20 protein-coding genes are annotated in these 18,880 nt (G+C 60.3%); 8 read left to right on the forward strand and 12 right to left on the reverse strand.

Annotated features, from left to right (window positions below):
- Positions 1–347: 347 nt before the first annotated feature.
- Together dapE and ACP7E0_RS09715 are read left to right on the forward strand one after the other, a co-directional pair.
- Positions 348–1,541 (forward strand): succinyl-diaminopimelate desuccinylase, encoded by a 1,194-nt coding sequence (dapE, locus tag ACP7E0_RS09710; protein WP_426124562.1) that lies wholly within the window; start codon positions 348–350, stop codon positions 1,539–1,541.
- Positions 1,528–2,142 carry a hypothetical protein gene (locus tag ACP7E0_RS09715; protein WP_426124564.1) on the forward strand — a complete coding sequence of 205 codons (615 nt, stop codon included), beginning with the start codon at positions 1,528–1,530 and terminating at the stop codon, positions 2,140–2,142. The genes dapE and ACP7E0_RS09715 overlap by 14 nt, the downstream gene beginning before the upstream one ends.
- Here ACP7E0_RS09715 and truA read toward each other — a convergent pair.
- The 5 genes from truA to def form a co-directional block, all read right to left on the reverse strand.
- Positions 2,136–2,879 (reverse strand): tRNA pseudouridine(38-40) synthase TruA, encoded by a 744-nt coding sequence (truA, locus tag ACP7E0_RS09720; protein ID WP_426124566.1) that lies wholly within the window; start codon positions 2,877–2,879, stop codon positions 2,136–2,138. The two genes, ACP7E0_RS09715 and truA, sit on opposite strands and share 7 nt — an antisense overlap.
- On the reverse strand, positions 2,879–3,814 hold the full coding sequence (fmt, locus tag ACP7E0_RS09725) for a methionyl-tRNA formyltransferase (RefSeq protein WP_426124567.1): 936 nt from the start codon (positions 3,812–3,814) through the stop codon (positions 2,879–2,881). Before fmt ends, truA begins: the two co-directional genes overlap by 1 nt.
- Positions 3,815–3,836: 22 nt before the next feature.
- Positions 3,837–4,256: a type II toxin-antitoxin system VapC family toxin gene (locus ACP7E0_RS09730; RefSeq protein WP_426124569.1), complete on the reverse strand. Its 420-nt coding sequence runs from the start codon at positions 4,254–4,256 to the stop codon at positions 3,837–3,839.
- Complete coding sequence (locus ACP7E0_RS09735; protein ID WP_426124570.1) at positions 4,253–4,513, reverse strand: FitA-like ribbon-helix-helix domain-containing protein; 261 nt, start codon at positions 4,511–4,513, stop codon at positions 4,253–4,255. Before ACP7E0_RS09735 ends, ACP7E0_RS09730 begins: the two co-directional genes overlap by 4 nt.
- Positions 4,514–4,578: 65 nt before the next feature.
- Entirely contained in the window at positions 4,579–5,103 is a 525-nt protein-coding gene (gene def / locus ACP7E0_RS09740; RefSeq protein WP_426124571.1) for a peptide deformylase, read from the reverse strand.
- 144 nt (positions 5,104–5,247) lie between these two features.
- Between def and ACP7E0_RS09745 the strand changes: the two genes are divergently transcribed.
- The 4 genes from ACP7E0_RS09745 to ACP7E0_RS09760 all read left to right on the forward strand — a co-directional run bounded on the left by ACP7E0_RS09745 (position 5,248) and on the right by ACP7E0_RS09760 (position 10,510).
- Entirely contained in the window at positions 5,248–6,447 is a 1,200-nt protein-coding gene (locus ACP7E0_RS09745; RefSeq protein WP_426124572.1) for a DNA recombination protein RmuC, read from the forward strand.
- Between the two features lie 50 nt (positions 6,448–6,497).
- Entirely contained in the window at positions 6,498–7,397 is a 900-nt protein-coding gene (locus ACP7E0_RS09750) for a ribokinase (protein ID WP_426124573.1), read from the forward strand.
- Between the two features lie 288 nt (positions 7,398–7,685).
- Complete coding sequence (locus ACP7E0_RS09755) at positions 7,686–10,055, forward strand: methyl-accepting chemotaxis protein (RefSeq protein WP_426124574.1); 2,370 nt, start codon at positions 7,686–7,688, stop codon at positions 10,053–10,055.
- 179 nt (positions 10,056–10,234) lie between these two features.
- A complete protein-coding gene (locus ACP7E0_RS09760) occupies positions 10,235–10,510 on the forward strand; it encodes a hypothetical protein (RefSeq protein ID WP_426124575.1) in 276 nt (91 codons plus the stop codon).
- 89 nt (positions 10,511–10,599) lie between these two features.
- On the opposite strand, the gene ACP7E0_RS09765 is transcribed toward ACP7E0_RS09760, so the two are convergent.
- Positions 10,600–11,544: a nucleoside hydrolase gene (locus tag ACP7E0_RS09765; protein ID WP_426124576.1), complete on the reverse strand. Its 945-nt coding sequence runs from the start codon at positions 11,542–11,544 to the stop codon at positions 10,600–10,602.
- A 155-nt stretch (positions 11,545–11,699) separates the two neighbouring features.
- On the opposite strand from ACP7E0_RS09765, the gene ACP7E0_RS09770 reads away from it, so the two are divergent.
- Entirely contained in the window at positions 11,700–12,131 is a 432-nt protein-coding gene (locus ACP7E0_RS09770) for an Hsp20 family protein (RefSeq protein ID WP_426124577.1), read from the forward strand.
- Positions 12,132–12,271: 140 nt separating this feature from the next.
- The gene (locus ACP7E0_RS09775) at positions 12,272–12,529 is read left to right on the forward strand and encodes a DUF1150 family protein (RefSeq protein WP_037104558.1); all 258 of its coding nucleotides are present in this window, start codon (positions 12,272–12,274) and stop codon (positions 12,527–12,529) included.
- A 25-nt stretch (positions 12,530–12,554) separates the two neighbouring features.
- Here the strand turns inward: ACP7E0_RS09775 and trmB are convergent, their stop codons facing one another.
- The 6 genes from trmB to ybeY form a co-directional block, all read right to left on the reverse strand.
- A complete protein-coding gene (trmB, locus tag ACP7E0_RS09780) occupies positions 12,555–13,253 on the reverse strand; it encodes a tRNA (guanine(46)-N(7))-methyltransferase TrmB (protein WP_426124579.1) in 699 nt (232 codons plus the stop codon).
- 87 nt (positions 13,254–13,340) lie between these two features.
- Positions 13,341–14,621 (reverse strand): methionine adenosyltransferase, encoded by a 1,281-nt coding sequence (metK, locus tag ACP7E0_RS09785; RefSeq protein ID WP_426124581.1) that lies wholly within the window; start codon positions 14,619–14,621, stop codon positions 13,341–13,343.
- 245 nt (positions 14,622–14,866) lie between these two features.
- Positions 14,867–15,286 (reverse strand): helix-turn-helix domain-containing protein, encoded by a 420-nt coding sequence (locus ACP7E0_RS09790; RefSeq protein WP_426124583.1) that lies wholly within the window; start codon positions 15,284–15,286, stop codon positions 14,867–14,869.
- A 154-nt stretch (positions 15,287–15,440) separates the two neighbouring features.
- Positions 15,441–17,030 carry an apolipoprotein N-acyltransferase gene (gene lnt, locus ACP7E0_RS09795; protein ID WP_426124584.1) on the reverse strand — a complete coding sequence of 530 codons (1,590 nt, stop codon included), beginning with the start codon at positions 17,028–17,030 and terminating at the stop codon, positions 15,441–15,443.
- 157 nt (positions 17,031–17,187) lie between these two features.
- The gene (locus tag ACP7E0_RS09800) at positions 17,188–18,351 is read right to left on the reverse strand and encodes a transporter associated domain-containing protein (RefSeq protein ID WP_426124585.1); all 1,164 of its coding nucleotides are present in this window, start codon (positions 18,349–18,351) and stop codon (positions 17,188–17,190) included.
- Between the two features lie 12 nt (positions 18,352–18,363).
- Positions 18,364–18,870 (reverse strand): rRNA maturation RNase YbeY, encoded by a 507-nt coding sequence (ybeY, locus tag ACP7E0_RS09805; RefSeq protein WP_426124586.1) that lies wholly within the window; start codon positions 18,868–18,870, stop codon positions 18,364–18,366.
- Positions 18,871–18,880: the final 10 nt, after the last annotated feature.

An 18,880-nucleotide genomic window follows, 5' to 3' on the forward strand; every position in this document is an offset into this window, starting at 1 on the left:
AATCCGGGCAAACTGAGGTGGGAAATTAAGAAAACACCGCAATGAAAGGCCTGCCCCTCTATGCCGGACCGCCCCCTCATCCGCCCTTCGGGCACCTTCTCCCCGCTGGGGAGAAGAGGAAAACCCACCTCCCCCTTGAGGGGGAGGTCGCGACGCAGTCGCGGGTGGGGGTGATCACCGCGAACACGACAATCAATCGAGCATGCCGCAGTTCACCCCACCCCGGAGCTTCGCTCCGACCCTCCCCCTCAAGAGGAGGGTAAAGACACCTCGACACCAAGCGTAACCCCGTGACAGCCCCGCATGGATCGGCTAAACCAAGCCCCGCGAAACAACAGGCTTTCTTGATGACCGCTACCGATCCCGTCGCCAATCTCTCCGCCCTGATCCGCTGCCCTTCCGTGACCCCCGCCGAAGGTGGTGCGCTCACTGCCCTTGCGGCGATGCTGAAGCCGCTTGGCTTTGGCATTGACCGCGTGACGGCGACCGAGGACGGCACGCCGGATATCGAAAATCTCTATGCCCGTCTTGGCACCGAGGGCCCGCACCTGATGTTTGCCGGCCATACCGACGTCGTGCCGGTTGGCGACGAGAGCGCCTGGACACATGGTCCGTTTTCCGCCGACATCGCCAATGGCGAAATGTATGGCCGCGGCGCCGTCGATATGAAGGGCGGCATTGCCTGTTTCGCTGCCGCCGTCGCCCGCCATGTCGAGAAACATGGCGCGCCAGAGGGCTCGATCTCGTTCCTGATCACCGGCGACGAAGAAGGCCCCGCGATCAACGGCACCACCAAGCTGCTCGAATGGGCAGCCGCAAAGGGCGAGCGCTGGGATGCCTGCCTGGTCGGCGAGCCGACCAACCCCGACCATATTGGCGACATGATCAAGATCGGCCGGCGCGGCTCGCTATCGGGCACCATCACCGTGCACGGCGTCCAGGGCCATGCCGCCTATCCGCATCTGGCCGACAGCCCGGTACGCGGCATCCTGTCCCTCACCCAAGCGCTGATGGACCCGCCGTTCGATGGCGGCACCGACAATTTCCAGCCGTCCAATCTTGAAGTGACGACGATCGACGTGGCCAACAAGGCCGTCAACGTCATCCCGGCCAAGGCCTCGGCAAGCTTCAACATCCGTTTCAACGACACCTGGGAAGCCGACAGCCTGAAGGCAGAGATCATCGCCCGGCTGGATCGCGCCGCCGCGGAAAGCCCGCTTCGTCCCGGCCGTCCGCCGGTCCGCTACGATCTCGTCTGGAGCGAACGCCCGAGCCACGTCTTCCTCACCCGCAACAATGCCCTGATCGCCTCGCTATCGGGCGCCGTCGAGGCCGTCACCGGCCGCGAGCCAAAACTGTCGACCACCGGCGGCACGTCGGATGCGCGCTTCATCAAGGATTATTGCCCGGTGGTCGAGTTCGGCCTTGTCGGCCAGACCATGCACATGGTCGATGAGCGCGTTGCCGTCGCCGATCTCGAAACGCTGACGCAGATCTACGAAACCTTCATCAGCCGCTGGTTTGGCCATGCCGCAGATTGAGGAAGTCGGGGCCTATCTGAAGGGCGTCTGGCTGCTGATCCTGGGAGACCGGAGCGGCTTCGACTGGCTCGACATAACCGCCATCGGCGTCTGGCGCTCGTTTGCCGCTTTCCTCTGGTGCCTTCCGGCCATGGCGGTGGGCTGGGCGGCGTGGCGTCTGTTTTATCTGGAACAGATGCCGACAGGAACCGAGACAGGACTTGGCTTCATTTTAAGGCTGTTTCTCGTCGATGCGACGATGTGGATCGTGCCCCTGGTGCTGGTTGCGGTGCTGGCAAAACCGCTCGGCTATGCCGACATGCTAGCCGCGATCATCGTCAGCACCAACTGGCTCGCCGTCCCCACGGTCTACGCGATGGCCGTTCCCCTGGCGATACGGCTGGTCATCCCAGGCGGCCAGGGGCTGGCTTACCTGTTGTCGCTGATCCTGCTGCTCGCCAATTTCACGGTGATCTTCAAGCTGGTGAAGACAGTGACCAACAACCAGCTTCTGCTCGCCTCGGCGATCTCGGCCTTGCTGATCCTGCCGTCGCTGATGCTGAGCGAAGCCCTGCCGCCCTTGCTCGGCCTGATGCCGATCTATGCGGCGCCCCTTCAGTAATCGACCTGCATGAAGTAAAGCCCCTCCGGCGGCGCAACGGGACCGCAGGCCTTGCGATCCTTCGCCTCCAGCGCTGCCCGCACATCATCCGGCGTCCAACGCCCGTCGCCGACCATTTTCAGCGTGCCGGCGAAAGAGCGGATCTGGTTGTGCAGAAAACTCTGCGCCGTCGCCCGGATTTCGATGACGTCGCCATCCCGCGTCACATCCAGCCGGTCAAGCGTCCGCCACGGGCTGTTTGCCTGGCAATGGGTGGAGCGGAACGTGGTAAAATCGTGATAGCCGACCAGCATCTGGGCGGCCGCATGCATGGCTTCGTGATCGAGCGGTTTCGACACCCACCAGGCACGCTTGGCTTCCAGGGCCAAGGGTGATGGCCGCGAAATGATCCGGTAGAGATAATGCCGCCGGAGCGCTGAAAAGCGGGCGTCGAATTCATCCGGCACTTCAGCCGTCTCGATGATCGACACCTGCTGTCCGGCCTGGCCGAGATAGGCATTCAGCGCATTGCGCAATGTCTCCGGCTTCCAGGCCCGCGAGAGATCGACATGCGCCACCTGCCCCCTTGCATGCACGCCGGAATCGGTGCGTCCTGCCCCGCGGATCAAAGCAGGCTCGCGGGTCAGCGCCAGGATCGCCTTTTCGACGGCCCCCTGCACCGACGGCCCATTGTCCTGGCGCTGCCAGCCGACGTAATTTGAGCCATCATACTCGATCAGCATGCGAAATCGCGGCATCAGGACAGCCTTGTGCCGGCAGGAATGGGCGTGCCGCGCCGGAAATCCTCTGCACTCAAAACCTTGCCGCCCGCCTTCTGCAGCCGGGTCAACCGAACGGAACCCTCGCCGCAGGCAATCGTCAGGTCGTCGAACAGCGCGGTGCCCGTCGGGCCACCGGCGGTTTCCACCACCGAAGACAGAACCTTGATCCGCTCCGGCTTGCCGCCGATCTCCAATTCGAACCAGGCGCCCGGAAAGGGCGATAGTCCGCGAATGTGATTATGGACCTCAATAGCGGGCTTGCGGAAATCGATCCGCGTCTCGGCCTTGCTGATCTTGGCCGCATAGATCACCCCGTGTTCGGCCTGCGGCGTCAACGGCAGATCGCCGCCATCGAGCTTGTCCATGGCCTCCTTCATCAGGCCAGCACCGGCCAGCATCAGTTTGTCATGCAGTTCCCCGGCCGTCATCTCGTTGCCGATGGCGACCACCTTGGTCAGCGCCACGTCGCCTGTGTCGAGACCCTTGTCCATCTTCATCACCATCATGCCGGTCTCATGGTCGCCGGCCATGATCGCCCGCTGGATCGGTGCCGCGCCCCGCCAGCGCGGCAGAAGTGATGCGTGGCCATTGTAGCAGCCAAGCCTTGTGCCGCTCAGAATCTCTTCCGGCAAGAGCAGGCCATACGCTACGACAACGGCAACATCGGCGTCGAGCTCGCGATACGTCTGTCGGTCTGCCGCATCCTTGAAATTGACCGGCGTCAACACCTCGATGCCGAGCAATCCGGCCGCCTGATGCACCGGCGATTTCTGCAGGTCGAGGCCACGGCGTCCGCCCGGACGCGGCGGCTGGGTGTAGACGGCAACGATCTTGTGACCAGCCTGCGCCAACACTGCCAATGTCGGAACTGAAAATTCCGGCGTTCCCATGAAGATGATGCGAAGCGGCATGGTGCGCGGTTCCCCGTTCTGATCAGGCCCCTTCAAACGGGTTTACGAGCTTCAAATCAAGCCCCTCGAAATCTTTTGTATTGCGCGTCGCCAGCGTGGCATCATGCGACAGGCAGATTGCGGCAATCATGGCGTCCTTGGTTTCCATCGCTCTTCCCGCCCTCTGACGTTGATCGGCAATGGCCCCGTACAACCCTGCTGCGGTTTGCGAACAGCTCAGGATTCGTCCGGAGAACTCATTTTCAATGCGTAAAAACGTCTGGCGCAGGCTCTCTTGCCGGGCGCTCGGATCCAGTAGGGCGATACCAAAGTGAATTTCCCCCAGCGCGAGTGCCGTCAGAAAGATCACCTCGCTATCATAGCCGTCCAACCATCGCAGAATGCGTTCGCTGTGGTGCCGTCCCCGAAGCTCCGAAATGACGTTGGTATCGAGAACGATCATGTGAAGTCCGGCGGAAGGCGGTCGGACTGCCTGCGAAATGCATCGATGGCGCGCAACTCCCCATCCGCAAATTCAGCCTCACCCAAAACGGCGCGAAGCCGTTGCCCGGCTGTCTGTGCACCGCGCTGCTCTCTCTCCAAGGCAGCACGAATCTGCACGATGGCCTCGTCAGAAAGACTGCGGCCGTTGCGGCGCGCACTTTCCTGCAGCTCGACCTTCAATGCATCGTCAATTCCACGAAGAAGCAGATCGCCCATGCGCAACCTCCACTATGATATCACTGATATCATCGTCTCGCAGGTCACGATTTTCAATGGAAGCGTCAGATCGCCTTGGCGCCGCGGGTCTTGGCGGCCTTGGTGAACTTGCGGATCACCATTTCGCGCTTCAGCTTGGAAATGTGGTCGATGAAGAGAACACCGTTCAGATGATCGATCTCGTGCTGCAGGCAGGTCGCCAGAAGGCCATCGGCCTTGGCCGTCAGTTTCTTTCCTTCGAGATCGATATATTCGATCGTGATGGCCGCTGGCCGTTCGACTTCGGCATAATAGTCCGGAATCGACAGGCAGCCTTCTTCGTAGACGGACGGCTCGTCGGATGTGGTCAGGATCTTCGGATTGATAAAGACCAAAGGTTGCTTTTCGTCGCCGTCCTTCGACACGTCGATCACCAGCATCTGGCGTGGGATACCGATCTGGATCGCCGCAAGGCCGATGCCTGGCGCATCATACATCGTGTCCAGCATGTCGTCGGCCAGACGGCGGACATCGGCATCGACCGTTTCCACCGGCTTGGACAGCTGGCGCAGCACGGGATCGGGAAGAATGATGAGCGGCTTGATGGTCATCTGGCTCCCATAACCGATCTTTCGCGCCGATGGAATTCTCGTTTTCAAGATTTTTGCAGCAAATGCAGCAGTTTGTATCGATCGATTCACCAATGTTCTTGTTTTGATCTAGTCAGCAAACTCGAATCCCCCTACGCTATGCCGATGGAACCAACAATTCTCACGCTCGATCAGCCACTTTTCATTCTTGGCTCCTATACGGTCACGCTCGGCATGTGCCTGTTCGGCGCCGTCGTCATCCTGCTTTTTGCGGGTATCCCGGCGGTTCTTGGCAGGCGGAGGGACCGGCAGTCGGCACTCGATGCCGAGCAGCGCATGACGGCGCTTCTCACTGCCCAGACCGAGATGCAGGGCCGTATCGCAGCCATGGCCGATGTGTTTGGTGCCCGCCAATCCGAACTCAACCAATCGATCAGCCAGCGGATCGACGGCATGACGCACCGGCTCGGCACCTCGATCACCGAGCAGACGAAGGCGACGCATGAAAACCTGCGGCGGCTGCAGGAGCGGCTGGCGGTCATCGACACGGCACAGACCAATATCCAGTCGCTGGCCAAGGACATGGCCGGGCTGCAGAGCATCCTGTCCAACAAGCAGACGCGCGGTGCTTTTGGCCAGTCGCGCATGGAAACCATCATCGCCGACGGCCTGCCGATGGGGGCCTATGCCTTCCAGACGACGCTGTCCAACGGCTCGCGCCCGGACTGCACGATCCGCATGCCGAACGGCCAGCCCGTTCTGGTGATCGATGCGAAATTTCCACTCGAGGGCTGGAACGCCATCCGCAGCGCCGAAACCCCGGAGATGGTCCGCCAGGCGCAACAGCAGTTCCGCCGCGACATGGAGGTGCATATCCGGGATATTTCCGGGAAATACCTGATCCCCGGGGAAACCCAGGACACCGCCTTCCTCTTCGTACCCTCCGAATCGATCTTTGCCGAGATCCACGAGCATTTCGAAGGGATCGTGCAGAGGGCGCACCGGTCACGCATCGTCATCGTCTCGCCGTCGCTTTTGATGCTGTCGATCCAGGTTATCCAGTCGATCCTGCGCGATGCCCGGATGCGCGAGCAGGCGCATCTGATCCAGGGCGAGGTGATCCGGCTGATGGAGGACCTGACCCGGCTCGACGACCGGGTGCGCAAGCTGCACGGCCATTTCCTCACCACACAGAAGGATGTCGATGATATTCTGGTGTCATCGGACAAGCTCAAGCGGCGCGGCACGCGCATCGAGGCCCTGGACCTCGAAACGGCCAGTGCGGCGGCAGACGGCAAGCCGGATCAAAAATCCTTCGACACGCGGATCGGGCAATTGAAGCTGCGGGTGGTTGACGAGGACTAACCCGGTCGGGCACTGTCCCGCAAAATCGCATGCCCCGGGAGACACTTCAGATGATTACAGTGTTCGGCTCCATCAACATGGACTTGATCGCCACCACCGCACGCCTGCCCAAGCCCGGCGAGACCGTGACCGGCACGAGCTTTTCGACCGCAGCCGGCGGCAAGGGCGCCAATCAGGCGCTGGCAGCGCGGCGGGCCGGAGCCAGCGTCCGCATGGCGGGTGCTGTCGGATCCGACAGTTTTGCCGATGGCGCGCTGGCCCTCCTGAAACAGGCGGGCACCGATCTGTCGTTGACGAAGACCGTCAGCGAACCGACCGGCACAGCGCATATTCTGGTCGGTGGCGACGGCGAAAACGTCATCGTCGTGGTGGCAAGCGCCAATGGCACGGTCAGCGCTGACAATGCGCAGACCGCCGTCGAGACGATGAGCGTCGGCGATACGCTAATGCTGCAGCTCGAAATCCCGCCGGCATCGGTCGAAAAGGCGCTCGTTGCTGCAAAGAGCAAGGGCATCACCTCGATCATCAACATTGCGCCTCTGACGGCAGATGCCGCACGGCTTGGCCGGATGGCGGATATCGTCGTGGCCAACGAGACGGAATTCGAGCTGCTTGCCGGGCGCGAGGGGCTTTCGGCGACCGAGCGCGAAGACGCCATGCAAGCTCTGTCGCGGGAAACAGGCCAGACCGTCATCGTCACGCTGGGCGCCGAGGGCGTCGTGGCCGTGCGCAGCGGCAATATCCATCGCGCCAAGGGCCTGAAGATCGAACCGGTCGATACCGTCGGCGCCGGCGATACCTTCTGCGGTTATCTCGCCGCCAGCCTCGATGCCGGGATCGATTTCGATGCGGCGCTGCGCCGTGCCGCCGTTGCCGGTTCGCTGGCCTGCCTCAACCCGGGCGCCCAGCCGGCTATCCCACTGGCCGCCGAGGTCGACGCTAAAATCTGAACGGTTACGACCGCCGGGGCGCTGCTGCGCAATCAGAACAGGGAACGTCGCCGACGCGGCACTGAGGAGGAAATCCCGTAGAAACTGCGGGATTTCAGTCTCCAATGTTGTTCTAATTTTAATAAATATCGCGCTATCAAAAACCTGCAAAGGCTGCCTTCCCAGGATCAAAGGCGGCCTCACGATGTCGGTCGGCATCTGGCGCTCCATGAGGGGGCATCTCCCATCCAAAGATCGCGTCATTCCGCGGCTTGAAACCCGCGGACCTCTCACAATGCGGGGACACCCATGTTAAAGTTCCAGGCCAAATCGCTGGCGACAAAACTTATAGCGGTTACGGGCGGCACCATTGCGCTCGTACTTCTTGCTTCCAACTATGTGCTGATCTCCCAGACGCAGGACCGCGTCGAGACACTGGTTCTCGACCAGGCGCGCACGGAAGCGAAATCCATTGCGTCCGACATTGCCAGCAACATCGCCGAACTGGCAGGTGCTGCCCGCTCGACCGCCGGTATCATCGGACGCGGCCAGGAAGGCGGCTATCTCGACCGCAAGGCCGTGGTCGATTTGCTGAAGGCCAATGTCGAGAAGAACACATTCGCGTTTGGCAGCTGGTTTGCCGAAGAACCGAATGCCTTCGACGGCAAATCCAAGGACTATGCGGGCCAGAAGGATTTCGGCGCCAGCAAGGATGGAACGCTGAACCCATACTGGACGAAGAGCAAGACCGGTATCGCCTTCTCGACATTCGATTCCGACTATCCGGCTGATTGGTATGGACTGGCGGCCAAGAGCCTCAAGGGCGCGATGTCGCCTCCTTACACCGAGACGACGACCGGCGACAGCAACTCTATGTCCTCGATCGCCTATCCGGTCCTCTCCAACGGCAAGCTGATCGGCGTCAGCGGCGTCGATGTTTCGCTGTCCTCGCTTGCCAACAAGGTCAAGGATATCCGCCCCTTCGGCACCGGCCGCGTGACGCTGCTCTCGCAGACCGGCAAATGGCTGGTCGCACCGATCCCGGATCTGCTGATGAAGGAATATGACGGCATCGGCGCCGATGTCGTCAAGAACGCGCTGTCCACCGCAAAGCCGGGCATGATCCATGACCTGACCTATGACGGCAACGAGACCTTCGAACGGGTGGTCTATCCGTTCAGCCTACCCGACGTGAACACCACCTGGATCGTGCTCGTCGATGTCCCGCAGAGTGCCATCAATGCACCGGTCGTCGATCAGACCTACATGATGATCATCGGCGGCCTGATCGTGCTCGGCGCCGTTCTTCTCGGGCTCTACATCTCCGTCCGCAGCTTCGTTCAGAAGCCGCTTGCGGGCCTCGTCAGCGACGTTGCGAAGCTCAGCAGCGGCATCTATACCGCGCCGATCTCCGGCCAGGAGCGCACGGACGAAACTGGATCCGTGGCGAAGGCTCTCGAAGGCTTCCGCCATCGGCTGGCCGATACCAAGCGGCTGGAAGCGGAGGCGCTGCAGGAGCGCCAGTCTTCCGAACATCAACGCAATCAGTCCGAAGCCGAACGCGCGCAGTCGAACGCCACGCAGCGCGAGATTGTTGCCAAGCTCGCCAAGGGTCTGTCGCAGCTTTCCTCTGGTGACCTTGCCTATCGCATTACCGACGATTTCCCCGGCGAATATGCCCAGCTGAAGACCGACTTCAACTCCGCCATGGACAGCCTCGAAGAGACGATCCAGACGGTGAATAGCTCGGTCGTCAACATCGGCACCGGCACCAGCGAAATCAGCAATGCCGCCAACGATCTGTCGCACCGCACCGAACAGCAGGCCGCAAGCCTGGAAGAAACAGCGGCCGCGCTCGATCAGCTGACCTCGCAGGTCAATGCCAGCGCCGACAATGCCAAGGTTGCGGCGAAATCCGTCGAGACCGCCAGCAGCGATGCCGAACAGTCCGGCGAAGTGGTACAGAAGGCGATTGCCGCGATGAAGGGCATCGAGCAGTCTTCGGGCGAAGTCAGCCGCATCATCGGCGTCATCGACGAAATCGCTTTCCAGACCAACCTGCTTGCGCTGAACGCTGGTGTCGAAGCCGCCCGCGCCGGCGATGCCGGTAAGGGATTTGCCGTTGTTGCCCAGGAAGTGCGCGAACTGGCCCAGCGTTCGGCCAATGCCGCCAAGGAGATTAAGCAGTTGATCAACACCTCGGCCGGCCAGGTTCGCGATGGTGTGGATCTCGTCGGCCGTGCCGGTGGCGCTCTGCAGAAGATCGCCGACCAAGTGGTCCAGATCAACGGCCTGATCCGCCAGATTTCCGGCTCGGCCTCCGAACAGGCTGTCGGCCTGAAGGAGATCAACACGGCGGTCAACCAGATGGACCAGGTGACCCAGCAGAATGCTGCGATGGTGGAAGAAACAACCGCCGCCAGCATGGCGCTGAACGAGGAAGCGCGCGCATTGAGCACGCTCGTCTCCCGGTTCCATGTCGCGCGTCAGGGCCAATCTTCGGCTGACATGCTGCGCAACACCGCCGACCGGATGCGCACGCCCGCCAGAGCATCTACGCCCAGCTACAGCGCCCCTGCGAAGGCGGCTCCGGCCCGCTACAGCGCTCCGTCGCCAAGGGCAGTGCCGCAGGTTTCAGGCAACACGGCTCTCGCCCAAGACAACTGGGAAGAGTTCTGAGTCCTGGGCGTTCGACCCTTCAAGACGAGATGCAAACGGCGCCCCGGTGGCGCCGTTTGGTTTGGCGCGCAGGGGGGCAATGACGGCCAGCCGCCGCCTTAGTTCGTTTGCCAACCTCAAGTGGAACTTCTAGCGACCTTCAGCGTTAAGGGTGCATTATCAACGCGGAGGAATTCGAGATGACTGATCGTGGACCCACAGTTATCAATACTGGCCGCAGCAACACCGGTTGGATTGTTGCTGTCATACTGGCGCTTGTCGTCATCGGCGGCATACTGATGTATACCGGCGTTATCAACCTCAATGGCGGTGGCAGTACAGAGGTGAACGTCAACGTTCCGGCAGTGGAAACCCCATCGACCGACAAGCCAGCAACGGACACCCCGGCAACGGGTACGCCTGCGACCGGCACCACAACGCCCACGACCACGCCCACAACAACAACCACACCTTAGATGTGACGCTCGATTGGGAGTTATGCTCTCAAAACTCGAAAAACGGCGCCCTTGCGGCGCCGTTTTTTTATTGGCCGTTTTACCAGCTCCTAGAGACGCGCCAGCCGCTCCGTCAGGAGATCGAAAAACCCCTGATCATCAACTTCGCGCATCACCTTGGCATTGTGTTTGCGGCCGGTGACCTGCCACCAGTCGACCACGGTCATCCCGACGGTCAGCTCCGACTTTGTCTCGATCTCGACATTGCAATCGCGGCCCTTGAACAACTCGGGACGCAGCAGATAGGCAATGACGGTCGGATCATGCAGCGGGCCGCCATCGGAGCCGTATTTCTCGATATCGAAGCGCTCGAAGAATTCCAGCATTTCGGCCATGGCAACGGCGGCGGGCGAGCCGATCGCCTTGATCTTTTCGACGCGGGTCTTGTAGGTCAGCACCCGGTGGGTGACATCAAGCGGCATCATGACGATCGGGATGCCGGACTTGAAGACGATATCGGCGGCATCCGGATCGACATAGATATTGAATTCAGCGGCCGGCGTGATGTTGCCGCCCTCAAAGAAGCCGCCGCCCATCATCACGATTTCACGGACACGCGGGGCGATTTGCGGCGCCTTGTTGAGCGCCAGCGCGATATTGGTGAGCGCACCCAGCGTGCAGAGCGTAACGGTGCCCGGCTCTTCGGTTAGCAGGGTCTCAATAATGAAATCGACGGCATGCTGCGTCTGCATCGGCATGGTGGGCTCTTCGACCACCGGGCCATCAAGACCGGTTTTGCCGTGCACATGTTCCGCCGTCACCAACTGGCGCACCAGCGGCCTGTCGGCGCCGGAATATACCTTCACATCGCGGCGATTGCACAGCTCGCAGATCACCCGAACGTTACGGGAGGTCAGCGCGACCGGAACGTTGCCGGCGACAGCGGTAATGCCCAGCACATCGAGTTCGCCAGGGCTGCCGAGCGCCAGCATGATCGCGGCGGCATCGTCCTGCCCCGGATCGGTATCGATGATAATCTTTCTACGCACGGCCATGCGGGTCTCCTCCAAATCAGCGAGCGGGACTATGATTTGCCTCTTGGTCGGGCGCAAGCGCCTTGCACTCGCTACGCACAGCTACCATATTGAAGCCTCGCGGATGCTGCCTCGCAGGTCCGTCAAAACAGTCGCTTGAGCTGCAAGGACTAGATATGACCCGGATCACGCCCTTTACGAGCCCACTTCTGCTCGGTTTTGACGCGATGGAAAAGACCCTTGAGCGCATCGCCAAGGGCAATGACGGCTACCCTCCCTACAATATTGAGCGTGTGCGCAGCGACGATTCGGCGGGCGAGCCCGACAGCCTGCGAATCACCTTGGCCGTCGCCGGTTTTTCGGAAGACGATCTCGACGTCACGACCGAGGAAAATCAGCTGATTATCCGCGGACGCCAGGCGGAGACGGGTGAACGTGACTATCTGCACCGTGGTATCGCCGCGCGTCAGTTTCAGCGGATGTTCGTGTTGGCCGAAGGAATGCAGGTTTCCAAGGCCGAGCTGAAGAACGGCTTGCTATCGGTCGACCTCATTCGTCCGGAACCTGTCCGTATGGTAAAGAAAATTAATATTTTGGTCCCAGAGTAGGATAACCGGCAGCTCATGCCGGCTGCACCGAGGACCTGGCCGCTCCCAATGGCCCCGAACTTCGTACAGGAAAATCAATGTGTTGCGGATTTCCATTGTCTCCCGGACGATGAAATCGGCAAAGCCACGGAGTACGACTCATGGGATTGAAACACGTCAGCTCACATCTGTCGAAAAACGACCTGGCGCATCTCGGCGCCGGTGAAGTTGGCTATATCCGCAAGATGCGCTCGGACGAAGTGTCCCGCGTCTTCCCGGAAGCCCCCAATATGGACCCTGATCTTGACCTGTGGGCCCTGTTCGGCGCCGACGGCACGCCGATCCTTCTCACCGACAACCGTTCCAGCACCTTCTTCAAGGCCGCGGAAGACGACCTGCGCACCGTTAGCCTGCATTAGGCGACGGCTGACGTGACATTCCGGCTTAGACGCGCCGGAATGTCAGATAGGCGGATTTGCGGCCTTCCCGGCGCGCCTTGGCCTCGTAGCGCGTGCTCGGCCAGCCCGCATAGGGCGTCAGCCAATCGCTGGCATTCTCCGCCGTCCATTCGAATGCCGCGTGATCGTGGCAGTGCGACAGCGTCCAATTGACATAGGTATCGATATCCGAGGCGAAGCAGAAGATGCCGCCGGGCTTCAGCACGCGCGCAAACCGGTCAAGATTGACCGGAGACACGAAGCGGCGCTTCCAGTGCTTCCGCTTCGGCCACGGATCCGGATAGAGAAGATCAATCTGGTCGATCGAATTTTCCGGCAACCAATCCAGCACTTGCGTGGCATCATCATCGTGCAGGCGGATGTTTTCAGCGCCGCGCTCTTCAATATAGCCCACCAGCTTTGCCATGGAATTGACGAAGGGCTCGACGCCGATAAAGCCTGTCGACGAGTCTTCGACCGCGCGGTGAATCAAGTGCTCCCCACCACCAAAGCCGATCTCCAGCCGCACACGACCGACAGGATGCTTGAACAGGGTCTTTACATCAGCCGGTGCTGACGATGTCAGATCAAGCCGCAACAACGGCAGGACCGTATCAAGATGCGTTGCCTGCAGCGCGCGCAGGGGCTTGCCCTTGCGGCGTCCGAAGAAAGCTTCGGTCGAGCGGCTGCGATGCTGGTCAGTCATGGCAATGGTCTTTCACGATAAAAGCGGACGTCTCCGTCAGGAGACATCCGCTTTACAGTTTTATCGGCAGGTCCGTAAAGAGCCGGATCAGGCGGCCTTCAGCGCTTCTTCCTTCAAAGCGTCCTTGAGCGGCTTGACCAGATCAAGCTTCTCCCAGGAGAAGGAGCCGTCGCGGCCAGCCTTGCGGCCGAAATGGCCATAGGCCGAAGTCTTGGCATAGATCGGCTTGTTGAGGTCCAGGTGGCGGCGGATGCCCGACGGGGACAGGTCCATCGTCTTGCGGATCGCGCCTTCGACCTGGTCTTCGGTCACCTTGCCGGTGCCATGCAGATCGACATAGATCGACAGCGGCTGCGCGACGCCGATCGCATAGGCGATCTGGATCGTGCAACGGTCTGCAAGGCCAGCGGCCACGACGTTCTTGGCGAGGTAGCGTGCCGCGTAGGCAGCCGAACGGTCGACCTTGGTCGTGTCCTTGCCGGAGAACGCGCCGCCGCCATGCGGGGCTGCGCCACCATAGGTATCGACGATGATCTTGCGGCCGGTCAGGCCAGCATCACCATCCGGGCCGCCGATGACGAACTTGCCGGTCGGGTTGATGTACCAGTTGCAGTCATCGGCAATGTCGATGTCATGCAGCGCTTCGCGGATATAGGGCTCGACAACGCTGCGAACCTTGGCCGAATCCCAGCTTTCGTCGAGATGCTGGGTCGACAGGACGATCGAGGTCACTTCCGACGGCTTGCCGTCGACATAACGTACGGTAACCTGGCTCTTGGCGTCAGGACCAAGACGGCCAGCTTCGCCGACGCCCTTCTTGCGAGCCGTGGCCAGAAGATCAAGGATGCGGTGCGAATAGTAGATCGGCGCCGGCATCAGTTCCGCGGTTTCCTTGCAGGCGTAACCGAACATGATGCCCTGGTCGCCGGCACCTTCGTCGCCCTGCTTGTCTGAAGCATTGTCAACGCCCTGGGCGATATCGGCCGACTGGGGATGCAAGAGCACATCGATCTTGGCGGTCTTCCAGTGGAAGCCGGCCTGCTCGTAACCGATTTCACGGATCGCCTTGCGGGCGGCGGCCTTGAACTTCGCAGGATTGATAACCGGATGACCGGCGGCGTCTTTCAGGACGTTGCCGTCCTTGTCCTTCTTCAGAAGGGTGTCCGGCACCCGGACTTCACCGGCGATGATAACGCGGTTGGTGGTTGCCAGCGTTTCGCAGGCGATGCGAACCCCCCAGGGGTCAATGCCTGTTTTGGCAGCTTCGCGATACACAAGATCGACAATTTCATCGGAAATCCGGTCACAAACCTTGTCCGGATGACCTTCTGCCACGGATTCACTCGTAAACAGGTAGTTAGCGCGCATGCGGGAAGTCCCCTCAAAGAAAAAACTGCTTCAAACGTGTTAGTGATTTTGCCACGAATTGACAAGCACACAAGGACATAAATATATCTTTATATGAGCAATGCAGTGATGATTTCTCGTGTTTTGGTGCTTTAAAGCCGCATTCCGCGTGGGATACTCTCCCGCTTCCCGGCCGCAGCGAACGTGTGATGGCATAAAAAAAGCGGCCTATCCGGCCGCTTTTTTTGTTTCCGCCCGCGGCTGCCTTATTCGGCCTCTGCCTCGGCTGCCAAAGCCTTCACCAGGTCTACAAGCTTGCGGCGCACCTTAGGATCACTGATCTTGACGAATGCGCGGTTGAGCTGAAGGCCTTCCGAGGACGACAGGAAGTCGACCACGTAATTTGAGCTTGACGCTTCTGCCATGCCAGACGGACCGGTTGTCGAGTCGCCCGGTGCATCTTCGAAAAAGAAGGAGACCGGAACATTCAAGATGCTTGAAATGTTCTGAAGGCGGCTGGCGCCGACACGGTTCGTGCCTTTTTCGTATTTCTGGATCTGCTGGAAGGTGATGCCGAGGCTCTCTCCGAGCTTTTCCTGGCTCATGCCCAGCATGGTGCGACGAAGGCGAATCCGGCTGCCGACATGAATGTCGATCGGGTTCGGCTTCTTTTTGTTCTCTATCATAACGGTTTCCTAATAAGCGAAGTTTCAGTTGCTCCATAACCTGGACACTTGCCGAGAGCAGACTACACGTTACGTTGTGCAGCCGGGCGGAAACCCTCTGAACATAGGTGAAGATCGATGGTGAGAACCACTATGCAATTTTAGGGGTTTTTGGTCAATTCTCTCGCAGAATAAAACTTGCACGGGAAATAACGGCAAATCCGAGAAAAAGACACGCGAGTAGCATCCCATTCCGCTGTTGCTCACGTGGGTCCATTAGCAAAGCAAGCTTTCCCGGCAAAAGTGTGTCTACAAAGCCCTGTGTGCCGAACGGAAATCCAGTCACAACTTCACCGCGCGCGTTGACGACAGCAGAAACACCGGTGTTGGCATCCCGGATCAACGGCAAGCCCATTTCCACGGACCGAAGCTGGGCCTGCTGGAAATGCTGGTAGGGTCCGGGCGTATTGCCGAACCATGCGTCATTGGTCAGATTGAGCAGCGCATTGGTTTGAAGCGCATCATTGCCAATTTCGGCCGGAAAGATCGCCTCGTAGCAAATCAGCGGGTAAAGTGTCTTTCCGCCCGGCAATGTCAGCAGCGAACGCGTCGCTGCGGCCGAGAAGCCGCCGGGCATGGCGACCGTATCCAGGCCCGCTGCCGACAGCAGGCTCTCCAACGGCAGATACTCTCCGAAAGGAACAAGATGCACCTTGTCGGACGCGCCAACGATCTGGCCGCGATCGTCAATGACATAAATCGAATTGTAGTAGCGCGGCGGCTGGCCAGCACCAGCATCCTCGGCCCGGACAGCACCGGCGATCAGGATCTGGCCGTCCTGGAGCACGTCCGAAATCCGTAGCAACGCATCCGGATTTTCCGTCAAAATGAACGGTACAGCGGTTTCCGGCCAGACGATGACATCGGGCCGCTTGCCACCATTTTCAGCTGGCGCCTGCGTCAGCTTGAGATGTTCTTCAAAAATCGCCATCCGCTCATTGTCATCGAGTTTCTTCGATTGATCGATCAGCGGCTGGACAAGGCGAAATGTAACCGCTGGATCGGCCGGCGGCGGCAAAGGCTCACCAAGGCGATAATATCCATATCCGAAATGGGTGGCGACCAGCAGCACAGCGACGCTGAGCCCGAACCGCATGCCCTTGCGCGTGCCGATCAACGCCGGGGCCGCGAAGACGAAAACGGCCAGCAGCGTTACGCCGCCAAGGCCGATGAGCGAAGCCGACTGCATCATCAGCGGAACCGGCATGGCCGCATAGCCGATCGCGTTCCACGGAAAGCCGGTCAGAACGAAGCTGCGAAGCCATTCAAACAGAGCGAAAGCAAAGGCAAGCGCTGCAATCCGGCCCAAGCCGTCGGACCAGATGATGCGGGCGATTGCCGTTGCGAACGCATAGAAGAACGCGAGGAATGCCGGGACGCCGATCACTGCCAGCGGCACGGCCCAGGCAAAATCATCGGCCTCGACAAGGAGCGCGTTGCCCAGCCACCACAGGCCGCCAAGGAAATAGCCGAAGCCAAAACACCAGCCGATCCAGAACGCCGGAAAGCTACGCCTGAGCACGCCATGGTCGGGGTTGCCCGATGCGCCATCGATCAGCCAGACGAGAACGGGAAAAGAGAGGAAGGGTGCCGCGAAAATGCCGAAGGGCGGCAAAGCGAAAACGGCGATCAAACCGGCGACGAAGGCGGCAAGAGCACGGCGGGCTCCCGACAACAGCATGATCCTGCCCGCAAGCCACTCCATTCATTTCCCCCAATCGGCACAAGCCGCCACCCGGTCATTCGCGCGGCAAATAAAAACGCGCAAAAACCGTCAATCCGAATCAACGTGGCGGCAGTGTTCCAAAAAAGCAGCTGCTTGTCGTGCCCGGAAACGGCGTTTTAGCCCCGGAGCGTGGGACTTAGCCGGTTTCGCGCAGTGATTTTTCCGGCTCGACGGTTGGTGTTGCCTCGAAAGGCACATCCTCTTCGCCCTTTGCCGGACGGCGGCGAGCCGGTGGACGCTTTCGAACGATCCGCACGCGCTTCACACGGCGCGGATCAGCATCCAGAACCTGGAACTCGAAACCGGGGATCGCCTGGACCACTTCGCCACGGGCGGGAATGCGGCCGAGTGCTGCAAAGACCAGACCACCCAACGTATCGACATCCTCCAGCTGCTCGCGCACATCGAAATCCGGCCCGATGGCTGCGGCGATCTCTTCCAGTTCGACGCGGGCATCAGCCACGAACACATCGTCGGACGTCTTGGCGAACATGACTTCTTCATCATCATGCTCGTCTTCGATATCGCCGACGACCATTTCGACGATATCCTCAAGCGAGGCGAGACCATCGGTGCCGCCATATTCATCGATCACCAGTGCCATCTGAATACGGGCGGCCTGCATGCGCTGCATCAGGTCCGAGGCATGCATGGACGGCGGCACGAACAGGACCTGGCGGATGATGCCGGCCTCTTCGACGGTCTTCGACAGATCGATACGGCCGAGATCGAAACTCGGCTTGGGTTGGCGAACCGGCTTCTCGGGCTTTTCAGCCGTACTGGCCGTTGCGCTCGCGGTTGAACGGCTGCCGTTGCGCCGCTTGTTGCGGGCCTGTTTGGTGACATAGGAGAGCAGGTCGCGGATATGGACCATGCCGCGCGGATCATCGAGGCTTTCACTGTAGACCGGCATGCGCGAGCGGCCGGATTCCTCGAAGATCACCATCAATTCAGCGATGGTTATGCTGAGATCCACGGCCTCTATATCCGCGCGCGGAACCATGACATCCTCGACGCGGACCTCGCGGAAACGCAGGATATTGTTGAGCATGGCGCGTTCGGCCGGCGTAAAGGCCGTATCGCCATCGGCGCCACCCGTCAGCAACGCATCGGTGAGATCTTCACGAAGGCTGGAGGCATTGCCCGCACGCCAGATCCGGGCTGCACGGCTCCAGAAGGAGGAGCCCGACTTGCCGTTCTCAGGTTTCGGGGCGGTACTACTACTGCCCGCTTCGTCCTGACTGGAGGCTTCCGCCTCGTCTCTAGCAACCGGTGCCGGCTGCGCTCTAAAATCGCTCATTGTTCCAAACTATCAAACGGGATCACTGTCCCCATAGGGATCAGATAAACCAAGACCGGCCAAAATGCGAGTCTCCAGGCTCTCCATTCTTTCGGCATCACTCTCCTGGATGTGATCATAGCCGAAAAGATGCAGAAATCCATGCACCAAGAGGTGGGTCAGGTGTTCGTCAAAAGGCTTGCCGAGATCGTCGGCCTCGCGCACTAGCGTCTCATGGGCAAGGATGATATCGCCGAGCATCGGCCCCGGCATCTTGCCCGGGATGACGGGAAAGGCTGGAAAAGACAGCACGTTGGTCGGCTTGTCCTGGCTGCGCCATTCCGCGTTGATTTCTCGAATGGAGGCGTCGTCGGTAAAGACCAGCGACACTTCCGGCGGCATTTTTGGAAATGGCTGTTTTTCTTCCCGCTTCAGGAAATCGGCGCTCGCGCCAAGGACGCGCTCGCTGAGCGATAAAAGTTCCACCTCGGAAGGCCATGGGCCTTCCTCGACGCTGATCTGGATATCTAGGCTCGTCATGATTGGCTTG

This window comes from Pararhizobium sp. PWRC1-1 (assembly GCF_049897905.1).
In the GTDB taxonomy this organism is placed as follows: domain Bacteria; phylum Pseudomonadota; class Alphaproteobacteria; order Rhizobiales; family Rhizobiaceae; genus Pararhizobium.

Bases quoted from the DNA above. Each gene is read 5' to 3' on its own strand.
- ACP7E0_RS09800 (WP_426124585.1), bottom strand. From the start codon at position 18,351: ATGAGCGATTTTAGAGCGCAGCCGGCACCGGTTGCTAGAGACGAGGCG.
- ACP7E0_RS09745 (WP_426124572.1), top strand. From the start codon at position 5,248: ATGGAACCAACAATTCTCACGCTCGATCAGCCACTTTTCATTCTTGGC.
- ACP7E0_RS09735 (WP_426124570.1), bottom strand. From the start codon at position 4,513: ATGGGCGATCTGCTTCTTCGTGGAATTGACGATGCATTGAAGGTCGAG.
- ybeY (WP_426124586.1), bottom strand. From the start codon at position 18,870: ATGACGAGCCTAGATATCCAGATCAGCGTCGAGGAAGGCCCATGGCCT.
- ACP7E0_RS09750 (WP_426124573.1), top strand. From the start codon at position 6,498: ATGATTACAGTGTTCGGCTCCATCAACATGGACTTGATCGCCACCACC.
- ACP7E0_RS09730 (WP_426124569.1), bottom strand. From the start codon at position 4,256: ATGATCGTTCTCGATACCAACGTCATTTCGGAGCTTCGGGGACGGCAC.
- lnt (WP_426124584.1), bottom strand. From the start codon at position 17,030: ATGGAGTGGCTTGCGGGCAGGATCATGCTGTTGTCGGGAGCCCGCCGT.
- ACP7E0_RS09790 (WP_426124583.1), bottom strand. From the start codon at position 15,286: ATGATAGAGAACAAAAAGAAGCCGAACCCGATCGACATTCATGTCGGC.
- ACP7E0_RS09755 (WP_426124574.1), top strand. From the start codon at position 7,686: ATGTTAAAGTTCCAGGCCAAATCGCTGGCGACAAAACTTATAGCGGTT.
- dapE (WP_426124562.1), top strand. From the start codon at position 348: ATGACCGCTACCGATCCCGTCGCCAATCTCTCCGCCCTGATCCGCTGC.
- metK (WP_426124581.1), bottom strand. From the start codon at position 14,621: ATGCGCGCTAACTACCTGTTTACGAGTGAATCCGTGGCAGAAGGTCAT.
- ACP7E0_RS09715 (WP_426124564.1), top strand. From the start codon at position 1,528: ATGCCGCAGATTGAGGAAGTCGGGGCCTATCTGAAGGGCGTCTGGCTG.
- fmt (WP_426124567.1), bottom strand. From the start codon at position 3,814: ATGCCGCTTCGCATCATCTTCATGGGAACGCCGGAATTTTCAGTTCCG.
- ACP7E0_RS09770 (WP_426124577.1), top strand. From the start codon at position 11,700: ATGACCCGGATCACGCCCTTTACGAGCCCACTTCTGCTCGGTTTTGAC.
- def (WP_426124571.1), bottom strand. From the start codon at position 5,103: ATGACCATCAAGCCGCTCATCATTCTTCCCGATCCCGTGCTGCGCCAG.
- ACP7E0_RS09775 (WP_037104558.1), top strand. From the start codon at position 12,272: ATGGGATTGAAACACGTCAGCTCACATCTGTCGAAAAACGACCTGGCG.
- ACP7E0_RS09765 (WP_426124576.1), bottom strand. From the start codon at position 11,544: ATGGCCGTGCGTAGAAAGATTATCATCGATACCGATCCGGGGCAGGAC.
- ACP7E0_RS09760 (WP_426124575.1), top strand. From the start codon at position 10,235: ATGACTGATCGTGGACCCACAGTTATCAATACTGGCCGCAGCAACACC.
- truA (WP_426124566.1), bottom strand. From the start codon at position 2,879: ATGCCGCGATTTCGCATGCTGATCGAGTATGATGGCTCAAATTACGTC.
- trmB (WP_426124579.1), bottom strand. From the start codon at position 13,253: ATGACTGACCAGCATCGCAGCCGCTCGACCGAAGCTTTCTTCGGACGC.